This is a genomic window from Desulfosarcina alkanivorans (assembly GCF_009688945.1).
Taxonomy (GTDB): domain Bacteria; phylum Desulfobacterota; class Desulfobacteria; order Desulfobacterales; family Desulfosarcinaceae; genus Desulfosarcina; species Desulfosarcina alkanivorans.
In genome coordinates, this window is the sequence record NZ_AP021874.1 from 4256876 (window position 1) to 4274987 (window position 18112).

Here is an 18112-nt window from a genome sequence, read left to right on the forward strand (position 1 = left end):
TTTGTTTTCGGTTACTGTCTTTAAAGAAGACTATCTGTTCGCCTTACGGACGCCAAGTTCGTCCATGGCGATGATCATTTTGCAGATGTTTGCAGAGCCCTCCACGATGATGTAGGTCGGAATGTCGCGGTAATATCTGGCTATCGGATACTCTGTGGAATATCCGTAAGCGCCCATGATTCGCATTGCATAATTGGCGCAGCGCATTGCAACTTCGCCGGCAAAATATTTTGCCTGGGCAACATCGAGTCCGTTGTTGGTGTTACCCTGGTCTTTTTGCCAGGCTCCCTGGTACACCAAAAGCCTGGCAGCTGCGATCTCTGCCGACATTTGGGCGATCATGTCCTGATTCATCTGGAACTGTCCGATCGCTTTACCGAACTGCTTGCGATCCTTACAATATTTCACAGCTTGATCCAAGCAGGCCTGGGCGCAACCGACAGCACCGGCAGCAGCTGAAATGCGGGTATTGTTCAGCGAGCTGAAAACGATTTTTGCGCCGTCACCAGGCTGACCAAGGATGTTCTCCTTGGGAACCGGTACATTGTTAAGAAATATTTCTCCCGTGGGGGATGAAAAAGATCCCAGTTTATCGAGATCGGAAGTATCGATGCCAGGAAAATTTTTTAATTCTACGATAAAAGCAGAGAGCCCCTTACTGCCTTTTGATTTGTCGGTATAGGCGTATAATACGACGACATCTGCCACGCTTGCATTGGAGATCCAGGTCTTGGAACCGTTGAGCAGCCAGTGATCGCCCTTATCTTCGGCCGTGGTTTCCATGGAAAGCACATCGGAACCGGCATCAGGCTCCGTTATCGCAAACCCGCCTAAATAATCGGCGCGGCACAATTTGGGAACGTATTTTTTTTTGGCTGCATCCGAGCCATACAAATAGATCGGATGTGCACAACCGAGGCCCAAGAGATTGTATTGGACGCGTAACGAGCTCGAAAATCGTGCGATCTCTTCGGTAATGATGCTGGCGGCCAGAAATCCCATATCCTCCCCGCCGTACTCCTCCGAAATGGTCGCCCCAAAGAAACCCAGTTCTCCCATTGGACGGATCACTTCTTCAATCGGGAGATAGTGATTGGCATCCCACTCCTCGACATTGGGAGCTATTTTTTTCTTTGCAAATTCACGAACAGCTTTCTGCAGCATCTGGTGTTCCTTGGACAGTTTAAATTCCATCTTTTTTCCTTTCAATGCGTATTTAATGACGATTATCTATTTTCGATATGTTGTCAGTACTGTCTTCAGCTCCCCCAAAAGGGAAAACGAGAACCGGCATCTCAGCCTTTTCAATCACCTTGCTGGCCGTCCCCTTTCCGATGATCTTCTCCAGACCTTTGCGTCGGTGTATTCCCATCACAATCATATTGCACCCTTCAGAGGTCGCCACCTCACAGATCTGACTTGCAACGTTCGCCCCTGACACCACTATTTCGCTTATCCGCAGGACCGGTGCTGTATTAGAGTCGATCACTTTTTCATCAGTGTAGTTTCGCTTTTTGCCGATCAGTATCTCTCGCGCCTGCGCCTTTTTCGTTTTTTTTATGGATTTGAGCCGATCCGATCCGATCACTCTTTCCAACTGGCTGTCCTTTAACGGCGTATCTTTATCTATTATGTGCAAAATGATGATTTCCGGCAGCAGGTGGGTACAAATTTTCATCAGGAACTCAAATGCATCCTCTGATTCCGGAGACAGGTCCGTAGCAAAAAGCACCTTGGTCAATACGTGCCCGTTCATTATCCTCTCCTAAGTTTATTCTGCCCTGCGGATGACTGCGGCGATCCCCTGTCCACCGCCGCCACAAATTGTCTCCAAACCGTATTTCGCACCGGTTCTTCGCAGTTCGTGCAAAAGGGTGACCATCCGCATGGTTCCGGTTGCGCCAATCGGATGCCCCAGGGAAATTCCAGAACCGTTGACATTGACCTTCTCATCCATATCCTTTGGATCGATTTTCATCAGTTTCGCATCTGCCAAAACCTGGACGGCAAAAGCCTCTTGGATTTCGATAAGATCGATTTCATCGATCGTCATGTCGGCTCTCTCCAATGCCTTTTCAACGGATTTTGGAACGGCCGGATATGTTAGCGTCGGATCCGAAGCGGCTACGGCAGAAGAGACGAATTCGGCAATCGGCGCGACACCAAGCTGCCTGGACTTTTCAGCGCTCATGAGGACGACGGCTGCGGCACCATCGTTTTCTGTGGATGAATTTCCCGCCGTGCAGACGCCGTCAGGATAAATCGCCTTGAGTTTCGCCAGTTTTTCAATGGAACTGTTTCTTCTTGGCGGCTCATCGGTGTCGATTAGATGAACGGCGCCCTTTTTTCCCGGGACGGAGACCTTCAAAATTTCTTCTGCAAATTTGCCTGAATCTATCGCCTCACAAGCTTTTTTATGGCTTCGAATTGACCACGCGTCGGCCGCCTCCCTTGTTATTCCTTCTTTGGCGGCGGCTGCTTCTGCCCATGACATCATCGAGTTTAATTCACCGAATCTTTCAATCGGCTGGGACATGACCCGAGCTCTTTGAATTCGGTCGAAAAAGGGCATCCCCCACATTGATAGGGAACCGTGTCCCCGAGGCATAAATCCCCATTTTTCGTCCACCCGGCCACCGGTGCCCCACTTAATAAATTCGCCTGGAATATAAAATTCGGTTCTGCTCATGCTTTCGACCCCACCGGCAACCACCACCTCAGCATTTCCGGCATGGATCATCATGCTTCCGATTGCTATGGCATCCAGGCCCGAACAACAACGGCGGTCCAGAGTAATGCCCGGCACCTCCACAGGCCATCCGGCATAGAGCAACCCCATACGGGCGATATTTACCGACTCGCCATTTTGGTAAGATTGCCCCATGATTACTTCATCCACCTGATCAGGTTTGATTTCTGCTCTCTGAATCGTTTCATTGAGCACCTGACCGCAAAGGGTATAGGCGGGTATGTCTTTGAAAGCACCGCCGTAGTTTCCGATGGGGGTTCGGACCGCTGCCGCAATCACTATCTTTCTCATCATGTTTCTCCCTATGATTTTTAAAATCGGAAATTAGCTGTTATCTGCCGGCGAATTTAGGTTTTCGTTTTTCCAGAAATGCATCGATGCCCTCTTGCCGGTCTTCAGACCCGAAGATTGCCGTCTGAGCCAGATTTTCCATGACCAACCCGCTTACCAAATCCGTATCCGCGCCTCTGTCCACAACAATCTTGCAGAGCCTGACAGCTAGCGGACCTTTTGATAGAATCGATCCCGCTAATTTTTCTGCTTCCTGCACAGCTTCACCAGGGCCGACTGTAAAATTGACCAGCCCAATACGCATCGCTTCCTGAGCATCTATAATTTTACCGGTCAAAATGAGTTCCTTTGCTTTGGCCGGCCCCACCAGGCGGGTCAGTCGCTGGGTTCCCCCGGCCCCGGGTAAAAACCCAAGATTCAGTTCCGGCTGCCCCAATTTCGCATTCTCTTCGGCGATCCTGAGATCACAGGCCATCGCCAATTCACAGCCTCCCCCCAGCGCAAATCCGTTGATCGCCGCAATCGTTATGACACGTGAAGAAGCAAGCCGGTTAAGTACGGAAAGGTTTTTGCTGTTTATCGTTTCGACCATTGAGCGCTTTTTCAAATCCACGATATCCGCTCCAGCGATGAACGCTTTTTCTCCGGCTCCCGTGAATATGAGTATCCCGATCTCATCGTCTTGCTCTACCATTTCAAGTACATGTTCGATTTCGGTCCATGTTTGATAATTCAGGGCGTTGCGGACTTCGGGGCGGTTGATTGTCACTTTGGCAATTTTACCCTGTTTCTCGAAAATCAGGTTGAAAAAATCCAAAATGATCCTCCTATTTCTTGTTGCCATATTCGTATACTCCCCGGCCAACCTTCCGACCGATACGCCCAGCTTTTACATACTTAGACAACAGCGGAGCGGGTCTGTATTTCTCACCCAATGTTTGGTGCAGGTACTCCATGATTTTCAGGCGGGTATCCAGGCCGACCAGGTCGACCATTTCGAATGGCCCCATTGGATGGTTGAGTCCGAGCTTTATCGCTTTGTCGATATCTTCTGGGGACCCGAGCCCCTCCTGAAGCATCGTGAAAGCTTCATTACCGATCATGGCATTGATTCTAGTTGTCACAAATCCAGGAAATTCGTTAATTCGAACCGTTTCTTTACCCATTCGTTGGCATGCAGCTTCACAGGCAACCAGCGTTTCCTCGGTTGTCTCAAGCCCGCAGATGATTTCTACCAGTTTCATGATGTGAACTGGATTGAAGAAATGGAGACCAATTGTGCGGCCTGGTTCGGATATTACAGCGCAAATTTCGGTCACACTCATTGAAGAGGTGTTCGTAGCCAGGATCGTATGAGACGGGCATGAAGCTTCTATGCTCTTGAATATTTTCTGCTTCAGTTGGAGGTCTTCCGGAATCGCTTCGATAACAAGGTCGGCATTTTCAACAGCCTCGCCGAGATTCGTCGTTACCGACATATTCGCTTCAGCTTCGGATTTTTGTTCCGGAGTCAATTTTTTACGGTCTACGCCCTTTTGCATATTTGCCGAAATGGTATTGATCGAATTCTGGAGCAGCGCTTCGCTAACATCGTTTAGTTTGACGTTGAAACCGCCGAGTGCGCATACATGAGCGATTCCTCTTCCCATAATTCCGGCACCAACAACCGTTACATTTTCGATATTCATAATTTTCTGCGTCTCCTATGGCATTCAATATTGTATACAATTTAAAATCCAAATTTACCTTTGCCACTTGCCTATCTCTCCCCTAATTAATCAGTAGCGGCCAAGCTGTTTGGACAGTGATGACAGGTAAAGCGGAATTTTTTTCTTTTCTCCGATGGAGAGGGTAATGTCGATATCCTTGTAGATGAGATCGAGGGTGCCACCCTCGAAATAATTTTTCTTCCATCCATGCACGGTTTCCCAGTTGTCGATCACCCAGCTTTGCCCAGTGCCGGACTTGACGATATCGAAAACTTCGGAAGGGTCCATTCCTGCGCATTCGGCTAAACTCACCGCTTCATATGCAGCACACATGTGGACCAGAAGAAACATGTTGTTGATCAGCTTTGCATACTCCCCGGCGCCAACACCACCGACATGGACGATTTTGGAGCCGAGGGTATCAAACACAGGGAGAAACTTTTGAAAAGCATTCCTCTCGCCGCCTACCATGATCGTAAGTTTTCCGGTCTCCGCTCTTTCACGGGCGCCGCTGACGGGGGCATCTAAAAATTCAATGTTTTTTTCTTTTGCCAGGGCCGCCATCTCCCCTGCATCAACCGGACTGATAGTGGACATTACAGCTACGGCCGATGGAGTCGTATCAGCCGATACCACTCCGTTGTCGTCGAATAGGACTTTTCGCACTTGATCGGTTGTACGCACAATGACCATCACCAGGTCCGAATTCTCTGCGACCGCATCAGGTCCTGAAGCTGTTTCTGCACCCATCGCTTTAAGCTGTTTGAGAGGCTCATGGTCCAGATCATAAACTGTTATCGGAAACCCTTTCTTAACAAGATTCTTGGCCATCGGAAACCCCATCTCCCCCAGGCCAATAAAACCAAGCTTCGTCTTCATGAATCCTCCAATCCAGTGGCTCTAACCAAACGGAATTATCTATTCTTAAGGATTGACAAGCAAATCTATCAGATCCGAAAGATCCTCAGTTTTATCGAGTTTTGATATCATTTCCCATGTTTTATCTATTTGAGACTCCGTCAGCACCGGACGCGTGTATTTTCTGTATAGGGTTTCTACCTCAGCGTCGGACACCGGTTCTTTTGGACCGCCCCTCGCCTGTTCCTTTTCCCTTGAAATAACCGTCCCGTTCTGAAGCGTAATTTCGAGAAGAGCCAGACCACTCATGAATTCACTCGGCCAATCGTCGTGACGGATAACGTTAACTTTTTTCCGAGCATTTTGAATCCGTTCATCTGAAAGGCTTTCCTTTGTGAAATGATGACTGTCGATATCACCGTCCACCATGATTGCACCTAGGACATGATGAAAACTGAACCTTGCATCCTCAGTGTCCACGGGAAACGGACGATTGCAGGTGTAATCCACCGGGCCGACGTGAATATCGATTTTTTCTATTTCCTCTTCCTTGACGGATTTCTCGGCAAGGATATCTAACATCATGTCTATGTGCCGGTGTGTTAAAAAGCAGCACGGATATTTCTTGATCCACGTCTGATGAACCTTCCAAGTCGGCTCTCCAAGTCCTTCAACGACTTTGTTGAGATCGAAATTTGTGCCTTTGCACACACCGGTTAACCATCCTTCCAGATCTGCAGTTCCTGTCATTCCAAGCTTGGCCAGCCGGGCAGCCATCAACCCGTCCCGGCATGCGGCGGCAGATTCAACATAATGGGCATCTGTTCCGAAATTTGCGATAAACCCGCTGGCGCGCCCCAAGGAAATCCCGATGGCCGATTTGATTTGCTCAGGTGAGAGGTTTAGCATTTTGGCTGCAGTTACTGCAGCTCCGATAACACCATAGAAAGGAAGATCGGTAATCCCCTTGGACGAAAGGGGAAACATTCCGATTCGGTGCATCACTTCTATTCCAACGGCAGAGGCAGTGATAAGCGACTTTCCCGACACATTATACTTTTCGGCTAATGGAAAGCCCACGGGAAAGATGGTGATATCGCTAGTTGCCGAAGGGAATTGGTCATCTTCGAGTTCTGCTGCGTGGCAAGTGATTCCATTGACAAAGGCGGCATCTTCCAATGAAAACTTTTTTTGAGTGCCAATCGCACCAACTTCCTTACCATTTCCGCTTGCCCTACCATATTCGATCGCCCGCTGACCTGCGACCGTTTTGGCACCTACAAGCATCGCTGCTACGATTTTTGATGTCATAGAACGGGTGTATGAAACGGTTTCATCTGGAATATCTTCAAATTCGGTTTTGGCAACAAACTCGCAGATGGTATCCATCATTGTCATATTTCTCTCCTTTATTGGTGGTACCGTTTCAATTAACCTACTATATTAACTTCATATCTTTAATTAACTACCCCGTCGCAAGCAGCGAGGTATCGACGAAGGATTGAGTCAGTCTCAGCGTCGCAATCGACGGGGTATTAGACCCGAAGCTTCGCAATAAAGGTGCCCTGTTCATGAACTTTCTTCAAACTCACATAATCAGTCGACCAAAATAGAAGGCAGCCATGTAATCGTCTTGGGAAACAGAACGCATATGACGAGCCCGAGTTCCATCAGGCGCCAGAATGGGAATGAACCCCAGTAGATATCCTTGGTCTTAACCTCTGGAGGAGCCACGCCCTTTAGGTAGAAAAGGGCATATCCAAATGGCGGGGTAAGGAAAGAATCCTGCAGCATCACTGCGATGATGACTACGAACCACAACTTATCAAAACCGAGCTGCTCAGCAATTGGCAGAAAAATGGGAAAAACGATCATAACAATCCCTATCCAATCGATGAACATGCCAAGAAAAAAGAGAATGATCATCATGACGATGAAAGTTCCCCATTTTCCAAACCCAACACCAAGAATAAGATTTCTGACCACATCACCGCCGCCCAAGCCAAGGAAAACACCGGTAAAGCATGTGGCTCCGCACAAAACGATTAAAACCATCGAAGTGGTGACCGCTGTTTCCTTCAACACCTCGTAGAAACCCTTCCAATTGATTTTCCGGTAAGCGACCACCAAAAAGAAAGCAAGCATCGCACCAACTCCCGAGGCCTCCGTGGGCGTCGCAACTCCAAGGAAGATCGATCCCAGAACACCGAGAATGAGGATCAGAGGGGGAACCATAGAACGGAGAACCATCAATGTGATGTCCTTGTTGCTGACAGCCTCGCGTTCTTCTTTAGATATGGGTGGACCCAGCTTCGGATTCAAGCCGCATTTAATCAATATATAGCCTATGTATAACCCGGATAACACCAGTCCAGGACCGATAGCACCCGCGAACAGTTTTCCTACAGAGAGATTCGCCTGGTTTGCCATGACGATGAGCATAATGCTTGGGGGGATCAGAATGCCCAAAGCGCCTCCTGCAGTGATGCACCCGCAGCTTAAACGCTTGTCATAGCCGTATTTCAGCATCAGCGGCAAACCCAACAGCCCCATGGTTACTACGGACGCACCGATGATTCCAGTGCATGCACCAAACAAGGTTGAAACCACTATCACAGCAATTGCAATGCCTCCCCGAACTGGTCCGAACAAATAACGCATGGCATCGAACAGCTTTTCAGCCACTCCGGAGCCATCTAGAAATCTCGCCATCAAAATAAATAAAGGAATCGCTATCAGGATGTAATTATCCATAATATTGTATATTCTTCCGGCGAACATATAAAAACATCCTGGTCCCCATCCTAGTAATCCGAAGATTACCGCCAAGCCACCAAGAACAAATGCCAGACTGTGGCCCATCAACAATCCCGCTATCAGCCCTGTAAACATTAGAATCGTAACAGCCTCTGGACTCAGCTCTAACATACTACCTCTCTTTGATTAAAAACCGAATATGGCTGATAAAGATTGCGATGCCCTGTAGAAGCATCAGTGCTACGGCTACCGGTATTACAGTTTTTATCGGGTACAGCGGCGGCGCGAAAACACTCCAGCTTGTCTCGGATATTTGCCATGATTTTTTGGCGAACTTGATCCCCTCGATGAGCACAACCGTACAAAATGGAAAGAAAAAAATCAGGTAGGAGATGATATCGAGTATAGCGCGGGTTTTTGGTTTCAACATTTCGTAGATAACATCTATGGCGACATGGCCTTTTTTCTGCAGCGTGTAACCACCCAGGATCATAAAATAGAATCCGTAAATCATCTTGGTCACTTCGAAACTCCAGGTGGTCGGCCGCCCGAAAAGGTATCGCATTACTACTTCTAAGACCACGAGTATGGTAAGCACGATGACCAAAAAGCTACCGCATCTTCCAGCCCAGCGATTGATGAAATCCACTGTCTTTATAAATTTATCGAGCATATCTCCCTCACTATTATCCAGATACGGCATTGGATGTGCTCCCGACCAAAGATCGGGAGCACATGGTTTACTTAATACAGCTTTTAATAGCATCCATATCAGGAAGTTTGGGATTTCTGCCGGATGTAAAAGGCGAGGCTACTGAGCGCCATTTTGCACTTTTTTGAAGGAATTCGAGTTGCGCATGAGCGATCCGGGCAAACATCGGATTCTTTTTACTGGACTCGAGAAGATGCTTGTAGGCAAGTTCCTGAATCTTATCGAGGTCCGCATCGCTAATGCGAGTAATCTCGATGCCTGCGTCGATAAATTTATGGGTTGCATTTACAGAAGAGTATTCATAGAAAGCGTAGGTCCACCCAAAAGTTTCCTTTGCCAATGTCACCATAAGTTTTTGGCTCTTTTCAGGCAGGGAATCCCACGCTTTTTTATTGATCATCACACCCCCAACAGAACCGGGCTGGTGCCATCCGGGACTCGCCCAATATTTTGCTATCTCTTGGAAACCGAGACTCCAATCATTGGCGGGATCCGAAAACTCACCGGCATCGATGACTCCCTTTTCAAGGGCCTGGTAAATTTCGCCACCAGCCATCATCACCTGTGAAGCTCCCAGGTCCTTGAGGATCTTACCCTGGGTTTGGCCTGACATCCTAATCTTCATCCCCTTGTAGTCTTCCAAAGAAGTAATTTTCTTGTTACCCCTTACGCCTGATTCTGATGTCGAAACCCAGTAAGGCAGGTAAACGATACCGAATTGGGCATACAGCTCTTGATACAGCTCAAATCCGCCGCCCTGATAGATCCAGACAAAATAGTCGTTGGGCGTCAATCCCATTGGGTAGGCACCAAGCAGATCAAACGCTGAATTCTTGCCAGCCCAATAATTTGGCCAGTCGCCCCCCGCTTGCACAACGCCATTGGATACCGCATCCAGCAGTTCGAAAGCTGGAACCAGCGATCCGCCTTCAAAAAATTTGATCTTGAGCTGTCCGCCCATATGCTCGTTGACCAAATTAACAAAATGCCGGTCTGCCTCAATAAATTTGATCGATGGCGGCCAACAGGTTGTCATTTTCCAATTCTTTTCTTCCGCTGCTACATTTGCAGCGATTAGACCGACACAGAAAAACAAAATCGCGCTCAAGAAATACCTGCTCAAATTTCGTTGGACATTCATAGCTCCTCCTTTTGTCTGTTGTTTCAGCTGACATTAAAAGCCCTCATCAAGCTTTTCCCAAACACCTCTATGCGTGAAATCAATTTGTATTGTTTTTAATAGCATACAATTTGGTATACAATTGCGCGCAAAAAAAAATACAAAACAACCGCACGCGGACAAAACTACGAATATTTTCGAATCATCATTTCTACCAAGGCCTTACTGGCCTCAAGAATATGCGCTTTCATTAATCGTTGCACGGTTTTGGGTTTATTGCCTACTAACGCCTCCATTATCTGATGGTGGGAGTTAAGATACTTATCTACGTTCATCGGAAGGGAGAGGCCTTCAGAAACCATTCTATACATCTTATTTCTCAGGTCCTTCGCAATGTTAGCAATAGTTGCATTGTTGCAGCGGTCAAGAAAAAATTGGTGAAATTGAATGTTGAGATGGTTGTATTCTATAAAATCCTTTGCCTTGGCGGCATTGGACATTTCATCGTGCAGTTTTTGCAGATTTAGGATTTCCGATTCTGAAAAGCCCGCCTCTGCAACCATTTCTGCTGCCTCGCTTTCTAAAATTGCAATAACCCGGAATATCTCCTCGACCTTTTGAGGAGATATTTTTCTGACCGTTGCCCCCACGTTCTTAATGTGTTCAATGTAGCCTTCCTTCTCGAGATGGAGCAACGCTTCCCTGATAGGGGTACGACTGACAGAAAATCTTTTTGCAAGATCGGCTTCGACTAGTTTTTCACCAGAATTGATTCGGCCTTGTAAAATATTATCAACAAGCTCGCTGTAAATCACATCTCTTAGCGGCTTTTTTTCAATTTGTTTCGGATCCATAGCAATTCTCTAAAATATTGTATGCAATCTTGTATTCGATTTTGTATCTTGTCAGAATCATGATTGTCAAGAAAAAAATGAAAATTTTGTTGGATCGGGGACGTCTGATGATCCTCACAGCAACATTAATTGCCTACCATACCAATCTAATGTAAATACCATCAAATGGATTACCATGATTATGAATATTTCTGTAAAACTGAAGTTTGACAGTTAGGCCCGATATTTGGCCCTTCTTGTGATGCAACCTATTGAAATTACTATACCGCATTAAAAATGGTCGCCAAAAGGTAGTGCCACAGAATTGCGGTTTATATATTGACTGCCAATGCTTTAACCGATAAATTTGGGGTGTCTCTTCATCAAGGAGCCCCCCATGTTTGCTCGCGTTAAAAAGTCCGGCAAATATCAGTACCTGCAAATCGTCGAGAACCGAAAAGAAAAGGGTAAAGTCAAGCAACGGGTCATCGCCACGGTCGGTCGAATGGACCAACTGCACGCTAAAGGCCGGGTGGAAACGCTCATCCGCTCGCTGTCCAGGTTCTCAGAGCAGACCCTGATGATTCTCTCGGGCAACAGTGATATGGCGGCCGATGCCAAAAAAATCGGGCCGGTGTTGATCTTCGAGCGGTTGTGGAGAGAAACCGGGATCAAGGCCGCCATTACCCGCGTGCTGTCTGGCCGTAAATTCGAGTTCGATGTCGAGCGGGCTATCTTTCTCACGGTGCTTCACCGCTTGATGGTATCGGGTTCCGATCGTTTCTGTCACCGATGGTGCCGTGACTACACCATTAACGGCATCGATAGTTTGGATCTTCACCACCTTTACCGGGCGATGGGCTTTTTGGGTGAAGAGATCCAGGATCAGGATGGGGCCACCCCCTTTTCACCCCGATGCAACAAGGATCTTGTCGAAGAGTTGATCTTCTCTCATCGACGGGATTTGTTCTCGAATCTCGATCTGGTCTTTTTTGATACGACCTCGATTTACTTTGAGGGCCACGGCGGTGAAAGTATCGGTCAAAGAGGCTTCAGCAAGGACCACCGGCCCGATCTTGTCCTGATGGTCGTCGGTGCGGTTCTCGACGATAAGGGCCAGCCTATTTGTTGTGAGATGTGGCCGGGTAATACCGCCGATGTCAAAAGCCTGCTACCGATCGTTGACCGACTCAAAATGCGATTTAAAATCGCACGGATTTGTATCGTTGCCGACCGCGGCATGATCAGCGCAAAGACGCTGGAACAACTCGAATCTGGTGAGAACCCGACGCCCTACATCCTCGGTGCCCGTATGCGCAAGGTCAAGCAAATCCGGGATCGTGTGCTGTCCCACCCGGGCCGCTACAAGCAGGTACGGTCCGAAAGCAGTGATCCGAAAAAACCGGCCCCGCTGAAGGTCAAGCAGGTCGAAATAGATGGTTGTCGTTACATCGTATGCGTCAATCCCAGTCAACAGCGCAAAGATGCCGCTGATCGTGAAGCCATCGTTTCCGCTCTGACCAAGCAGCTCAAAAAGGGTCCCAAAAGCCTGGTCGGTAACAAGGGCTTCCGTAAGTATGTGAAGATCGAAAAGGGCAGCACGAGCATTGACGAAAACCGAATCAAGTATGAATCGCGTTTTGACGGCAAATGGGTGCTTAGGACCAACACGGACCTATCAGCCGATCAGGCAGCGCTTAGGTACAAAGAGTTGTGGCGGGTAGAAAAGGTCTTTCGTGACGTCAAGTCGTTACTTACGACCCGCCCGATTTTCCATCAGAAGGACCAAACGATCCGTGGCCATGTTTTTTGCAGCTTTCTGGCGCTGGTCCTTCGCAAAGAGTTGGACCGGCGACTGATTAAAGCCGGGCATCGCTTTGAGTGGGCCGAGATCAAGCAGGACTTGAAAGCCCTGCAACGCGTAACCATCACAGAAGATGGCAGGCAACTTTCGATCAGAAGCCAGAGCAAGGGCACATGCGGCAAGATCTTTCAAGCAGTTGGAGTAGCGATGCCGCCGACGATACAGGACGCATAAGCCGCGCCTGAAATTTCAAAAGGTAGTGCCAAGAACTTTTTTGTGCCTTGTAGCACCTTGAAATGAATGGATATTTAAAAAACAACTGTCAAACTTGAGTCACGATGGTGTTGACGCCACGCCATGCGAATACCCTTTTTCGGCGGCAATCAAATCAAGATGGAGGGAGGCCACCTGTTCCAGCGGCGGATAGAAGCCGCGGTCCAGCTTGCGCGTATCCACCACTTTCATATATCGCCGGCACTCATGGCACAGGTTGACCCGGTATTCCGGTTCGTCATCGCTGTATACGTATTCCAGGGAAGTGTTGTCCCGGTTGCTGCAAAACGGACAGGCCAACCGCTTTACCGGCCAGCGGTGCCAGCAGAAGCCGCAATGATTCCACTGCTTGCCCTCAGCGTCCAGTTCTCCGAGGATGGGGGCGCTGCCGCAGACCGGGCAGCTGCTTCTATTTTCCTGACTGGCGGTTAGCCGCGACGCCAACTGCCGGGAACCGGCTTCGACGCTGGGTTTTGCGGCCAGATAAAACAGCAGCGAAAGCATGTCCGGCGGTACGCCCATCGTATGGGCAAAATCCCCTATCCGGCCGCTCTCATCAAGGATATCATCAAAAAAGGCATTCACAGCCACGCCTTCAGTCATGGCTTTAGCCAGCGCATTACCGGCAGCGCTCAATTTTTCACCTGACTGCGACGCAACACGGCAGACCTGTACCAGCAGCTTTTCAGCCGCCGGTTTGTCGATCGAAAATGCCGCCGGTTCGATAAGAGAGAAACCCTCTGCCGATCTCATTTCCACTGCGGAGGTGTCCACCTGGATTGCCGCCGGGCAGGTCTGGTCGGCCGCATTGGCCTGGGCGACAAAAACCGGCCCGTAAAAACCGAGGATGGCGGCATATACCGGCCGACGCGTGGCAACTTGGGCGACGGCGTTTTCCACGGCGGCCGCATCCCAGACGGGGGTAATGCTCATTGAATCGTTCCTTTCCGTTATCAACTCGTAAACATGCGTCAAGCATACCATGCCCTGACGCTGGTTTCGACTGGTTTTTCGGACAAAAAAGGAGAGGCGCCGCAAGCGCAGCAACCCCTCCTTTCACTCATGGGCATATACGGGACCGGAGCATGGGGCCCGTCAATTGTTAAACCCGCTTAAGCCAGCTGGCGAAACGCCCGCGCAAAAGGCCGGACCATTTTTCTCAGGGCCATTTGGCGCGTAACCCCGTGGGAGCCTGCCGAGGCCATCACAAACTCATGATAGTCGGCAGGCGCTTCCCCGAGCAGATAGATCACATTGACCTCGTCCGCATCCACCAGCTGGGCTTTTTCATGTTTCTGGCGGACCCGGGCCAGCCGCTGCCCGGCCAGGGCAACCATCTGTTCGCGGTCGCCGAAGTTCATGGCGCCCGTGGGGCAGGTCTGCACGCATGCCGGCAGAAGGCCGTTGGTTACGCGGTCGTTGCACATGTCGCATTTGGCCAGGGTGCCGTCGGCCGCTTTTCGGGGGATGTTATAGGGACACGATTCGATGATCTCGTCCGCGTCCAGCCCTTTGGTATTGGCCGTAAAAATAACGGCACCGGTTTTTTCGTCCTTGTAGATGGCGGTTTCGTCATCGGCCGTTTCCAGGCAGGGCGGCTCGATGCAGTGGCGGCACTGTTCCGGAAAGAAGAGCCATTTCAATTTGCCGTCGGTTTCCACTTCGCGCATGCGGACCAGTTTATAGGTGAAAAAAGAGAGATCCGGCGGATTTTCAAAGGTGCCCCGGTTCCGGGTCTCTTCTGCCGGCAGGTCATGCCACTGCTTGCAGGCCACCTGGCAGGCCCGGCAACCGGTGCAGCGGGTGGTGTCGATAAAAAACGATTTACTCATGCCGATTCCCTCCTTTTACAATTTGACCACGTTGACCATGAATGCCTTGGTTTCCGGAATCCGGGTGTTGGGGTCTCCGGCCGACGGCGTGAGCAGATTGGCGCTGTCCTCCTTGCCGGTGGACGGCCATCGCCAGCCATAGTGCCAGGGAATCCCCACCTGGTGCACCGTCAGGCCGGCGATGGTGAAGGGCTTGAACCGCTTGGTGACAATGGCGCTGCACGCCACCTGCCCGCGTGCCGACGTGACGTTGACCCGTTCGCCGTTCCGGATGCCCTTGAGCCGGGCCAGCTCTTCGCTGAGTTCCACGAACATCTGCGGCTGCAATTCCATGAGCCAGCTCTGGGTGCGGGTCATCAACCCCGTCTGCCAGTGCTCGCTGACCCGGTAGGTGGTGCCCACATAGGGGAACCGCGGGTCGCAGGTGGCGTGGGCATCGGCCTCGGTGGCGTACACCGCGGCCGTGGGGTTGGTCATCTGGGGGTTGAGGTAATTTTTTTCCACCGGGCATTCCAGGGGTTCGTAATGCTCGGGAAAAGGACCGTCCGCCCGGCCGGGCCCGAAGATCTGGGCATGGCCGTGCTTGCGCATGATAAAGGGGTGCTTGGCGTCGGCCCGCCATGACCCGTCCGGATTCTGCAGGGGATACCAGCCGCCGTCAGGCACGTCCCCCAGCCATTTGCGGGAGACATACTTTCCCTCTTTTTCGTCGCCCTTGAAGTACACCACCCAGTCCTTGCGGTCCCAGGGTATCCCCTTGGCGTCCACCGAGGCCCGGTTGTAGATGATGCGACGGTTTACCGGCCAGCACCAGGCGAATTCGGGGTAGAGGCCGATCTTGTTGACCGCATCCTTCTGGCCGCGTCGGGCGGCCATGTTGCCTTTTTCCGTATAGCTGTTGCAGTACAGCCAGTTGCCCGACGAGGTGGACCCGTCGGCCTGCAGGTACGCGAAGCTGGGAACCAGGGTGCCCTTTTTAAATGTTTTTCCTTTGATGGTGACGTCTTTTACGAAATACCCGTTGATCTCCCTGGCCACCTTGTGAGGATCGTAGGCCCCATCGGTTTCGTAGTCCCATTTCAGGTTGAGGATCGGTTCGGGGAAAACGCCGCCGTCCTTGTATAGCGCTTTGATCTTCTCCCCCAGTGCCAGGATGATGTCGCCGTCCGGCAGGCTGTTTCCCAGGGGCTTGGGCCCCTGATAGCGCCACTGCATCCAGCGGCCGCTGTTGGTGATGCTACCCTCTTTTTCCACGGACACACAGGCCGGCAGCATGAACACTTCGGTTTTGATGGAAGTCGGATCCATTCCCGGCCCATGCCAGAACGAACCGGTTTCGTTGTCGAACAGGTTGACGTTGACCATCCAGTCCAGTTTGCTTAGGGCCTCGCGGGTCTTATTGGAATTGGCGCCGCTGCAGGCCGGATTCTGCCCCCAGGCAAAAAACCCCTTGATCTTCTCCTTGTACATGGCATCGAAGAGGTCGAACCAGGAGTAGACGGCCCCGTCATCGACCTTGGGCAGCCATTGATAGCCGAACTCGTTGCCCGCATTGCCCTTTTCGCCAAAAAAGGATTTGAGCATGGAGACGCTGTATTTGGGGTAGTTCTGCCACCAGTTGGCGGAGAGAGGATCCTTGCTGGTCGGCGTCCATTTTTGATTGTATGCCGCCAGGGTGGTGTTGGATGCCCGCGCCGTCTTCAGGTAGCCGGGCCAGATGTGCCACAACAGGCAGTGGTCCGTCGACCCCTGGACATTGGATTCGCCGCGCAGGGCGTTGACGCCGCCGCCGGCCACGCCCATGTTGCCCAGCAGCAGCTGGATGATGGCCATGGTGCGGATGTTCTGGGTGCCGGTGGTGTGCTGGGTCCAGCCCATGGCGTACATGATCGTACCGGCCATGCCCCGTTCACCGGTGGCGCTGTATGCCTCGTAGACCCGTTTCAGGTCGGCCTCGGAGGTCCCCGTGATCATGGATACGGTTTTCAGATCATACCGGCTGTAATGCTTTTTCAGGAGTTGAAACACACTTCGCTTGTGCTTCAGCGACCGGTCCATTTTGGGTACGCCGTTCCTGTCCATCTCGAAGGCCCACTGGCTCTTGTCGTATTTTCCCATGGCGGGGCCCTTGGGATTTTTCTCGTAGCCGGAGAAAAGGCCGTTCTTGAAGCCGTATTTCCTGCCGACGATGAAGGGCGCATTGGTATACAGCGACACGTACTCCTCGCTGAAGCGCTTGTTCTCGAGGATGTACTTGATCATGCCCCCGAGAAACGCGATGTCCGTTCCCGAACGCAAGGCCGTGTATATGTCCGCCTTGGACGAGGTCCGGGTGAAGCGGGGGTCCACGTTGATCATCGTGGCCCCGTTTTCCATGGCCTCGGTGACATACTTGAAAGCAACGGGGTGGTTTTCAGCGGCGTTGCTTCCCATGATGAGGATGCAGTCGCTGTTTTTGATATCGATCCAGTGATTGGTCATCGCACCGCGTCCGAACGACTCTGCCAGAGCCGCAACCGTAGCGCTGTGTCAGATGCGCGCCTGGTGCTCGACGTACACCAGCCCCAGCGATCGCATGAGGGCCTGGTAGACCCAGCACTCCTCGTTGTCCATGGCGGCGCTGCCCACCGATGCAATTTCCGTGGTCCGGTTGACCGTCTGCCCCTTGTCATTTTTTGCGGTGAATGAGGCATCGCGGGTCTCTTTCACGCGATGGGCGATTTTGTCAAGCGCCCAATCCCAGGACACCGATTGCCACTGGTCCGAATAGGGCGCCCGGTACATGGGTTCGGTCAGCCGGTTTTCGTTTTCCGCCAGTTGCTTCAAGGAGGCGCCTTTGGAGCAGAGGGCGCCGCGGTTGATGACGTGATCGGGATCCCCCTCGATGTTGAGGACCCGGCCGTCACCCCGTCTGCTGGTGTGGACGATGGCGCCGCAGCCCACCGCACAGTAGCAGCAGATGGTGGTGGTTTCCTTGGCATAACTGGTTTTCAGCATCCCGGCATGAGCCCTGACCGGCTTCAGGTCAAAGCCCAGTCCGCCTACGGCCAGTCCGGCAGCGGTGGCGCCGGTAATCTGGATAAATTGCCTGCGGTTGACATCCATAACGGTTCTCCTTTTCTTTTACCGGTTATCCGTTCCCGAATCGTTTCCTGTCGAAGCAGATCAGACACT

At 51.0% G+C, this 18112-nt stretch carries 15 protein-coding genes; 1 reads left to right on the top strand and 14 read right to left on the bottom strand.

The features are described from left to right. Positions 1–30 precede the first annotated feature (30 nt). The 11 genes from acd to DSCA_RS18660 all read right to left on the bottom strand — a co-directional run bounded on the left by acd (position 31) and on the right by DSCA_RS18660 (position 11050). The gene (acd, locus tag DSCA_RS18610) at positions 31–1194 is read right to left on the bottom strand and encodes a glutaryl-CoA dehydrogenase Acd (RefSeq protein ID WP_155317847.1); all 1164 of its coding nucleotides are present in this window, start codon (positions 1192–1194) and stop codon (positions 31–33) included. 22 nt (positions 1195–1216) lie between these two features. Further along, positions 1217–1756, bottom strand: a complete 540-nt coding sequence (locus DSCA_RS18615; RefSeq protein WP_155317848.1) for a universal stress protein — start codon at positions 1754–1756, stop codon at positions 1217–1219. Between the two features lie 15 nt (positions 1757–1771). Continuing rightward, the gene (locus tag DSCA_RS18620) at positions 1772–3043 is read right to left on the bottom strand and encodes a thiolase family protein (RefSeq protein ID WP_197904625.1); all 1272 of its coding nucleotides are present in this window, start codon (positions 3041–3043) and stop codon (positions 1772–1774) included. A gap of 37 nt (positions 3044–3080) precedes the next feature. Then, positions 3081–3857 carry an enoyl-CoA hydratase-related protein gene (locus DSCA_RS18625; RefSeq protein WP_155317849.1) on the bottom strand — a complete coding sequence of 259 codons (777 nt, stop codon included), beginning with the start codon at positions 3855–3857 and terminating at the stop codon, positions 3081–3083. 10 nt (positions 3858–3867) lie between these two features. Next, on the bottom strand, positions 3868–4728 hold the full coding sequence (locus tag DSCA_RS18630; protein ID WP_155317850.1) for a 3-hydroxyacyl-CoA dehydrogenase NAD-binding domain-containing protein: 861 nt from the start codon (positions 4726–4728) through the stop codon (positions 3868–3870). 90 nt (positions 4729–4818) lie between these two features. Further along, positions 4819–5628, bottom strand: a complete 810-nt coding sequence (locus DSCA_RS18635; protein WP_155317851.1) for an NAD(P)-dependent oxidoreductase — start codon at positions 5626–5628, stop codon at positions 4819–4821. 45 nt (positions 5629–5673) lie between these two features. Beyond that, positions 5674–7005, bottom strand: a complete 1332-nt coding sequence (locus DSCA_RS18640) for an MmgE/PrpD family protein (protein WP_155317852.1) — start codon at positions 7003–7005, stop codon at positions 5674–5676. Positions 7006–7203: 198 nt separating this feature from the next. Then, positions 7204–8535 (bottom strand): TRAP transporter large permease, encoded by a 1332-nt coding sequence (locus DSCA_RS18645; protein ID WP_155317853.1) that lies wholly within the window; start codon positions 8533–8535, stop codon positions 7204–7206. 1 nt (position 8536) lies between these two features. Further along, entirely contained in the window at positions 8537–9067 is a 531-nt protein-coding gene (locus DSCA_RS18650; protein ID WP_167527858.1) for a TRAP transporter small permease subunit, read from the bottom strand. 37 nt (positions 9068–9104) lie between these two features. After that, positions 9105–10217, bottom strand: a complete 1113-nt coding sequence (dctP, locus tag DSCA_RS18655; RefSeq protein ID WP_155317855.1) for a TRAP transporter substrate-binding protein DctP — start codon at positions 10215–10217, stop codon at positions 9105–9107. Between the two features lie 164 nt (positions 10218–10381). Continuing rightward, entirely contained in the window at positions 10382–11050 is a 669-nt protein-coding gene (locus DSCA_RS18660; protein WP_155317856.1) for a GntR family transcriptional regulator, read from the bottom strand. A gap of 376 nt (positions 11051–11426) precedes the next feature. Between DSCA_RS18660 and DSCA_RS18665 the strand changes: the two genes are divergently transcribed. Beyond that, the gene (locus DSCA_RS18665; RefSeq protein ID WP_155317857.1) at positions 11427–13067 is read left to right on the top strand and encodes an IS1634 family transposase; all 1641 of its coding nucleotides are present in this window, start codon (positions 11427–11429) and stop codon (positions 13065–13067) included. A 99-nt stretch (positions 13068–13166) separates the two neighbouring features. On the opposite strand, the gene DSCA_RS18670 is transcribed toward DSCA_RS18665, so the two are convergent. The 3 genes from DSCA_RS18670 to fdnG all read right to left on the bottom strand — a co-directional run bounded on the left by DSCA_RS18670 (position 13167) and on the right by fdnG (position 18043). Continuing rightward, positions 13167–14039 carry a formate dehydrogenase accessory protein FdhE gene (locus DSCA_RS18670; RefSeq protein ID WP_167527859.1) on the bottom strand — a complete coding sequence of 291 codons (873 nt, stop codon included), beginning with the start codon at positions 14037–14039 and terminating at the stop codon, positions 13167–13169. A 179-nt stretch (positions 14040–14218) separates the two neighbouring features. After that, on the bottom strand, positions 14219–14938 hold the full coding sequence (locus DSCA_RS18675) for a 4Fe-4S dicluster domain-containing protein (RefSeq protein WP_155317859.1): 720 nt from the start codon (positions 14936–14938) through the stop codon (positions 14219–14221). Between the two features lie 15 nt (positions 14939–14953). Then, positions 14954–18043 (bottom strand): formate dehydrogenase-N subunit alpha, encoded by a 3090-nt coding sequence (fdnG, locus tag DSCA_RS18680; protein WP_155317860.1) that lies wholly within the window; start codon positions 18041–18043, stop codon positions 14954–14956. Positions 18044–18112 lie beyond the last annotated feature (69 nt).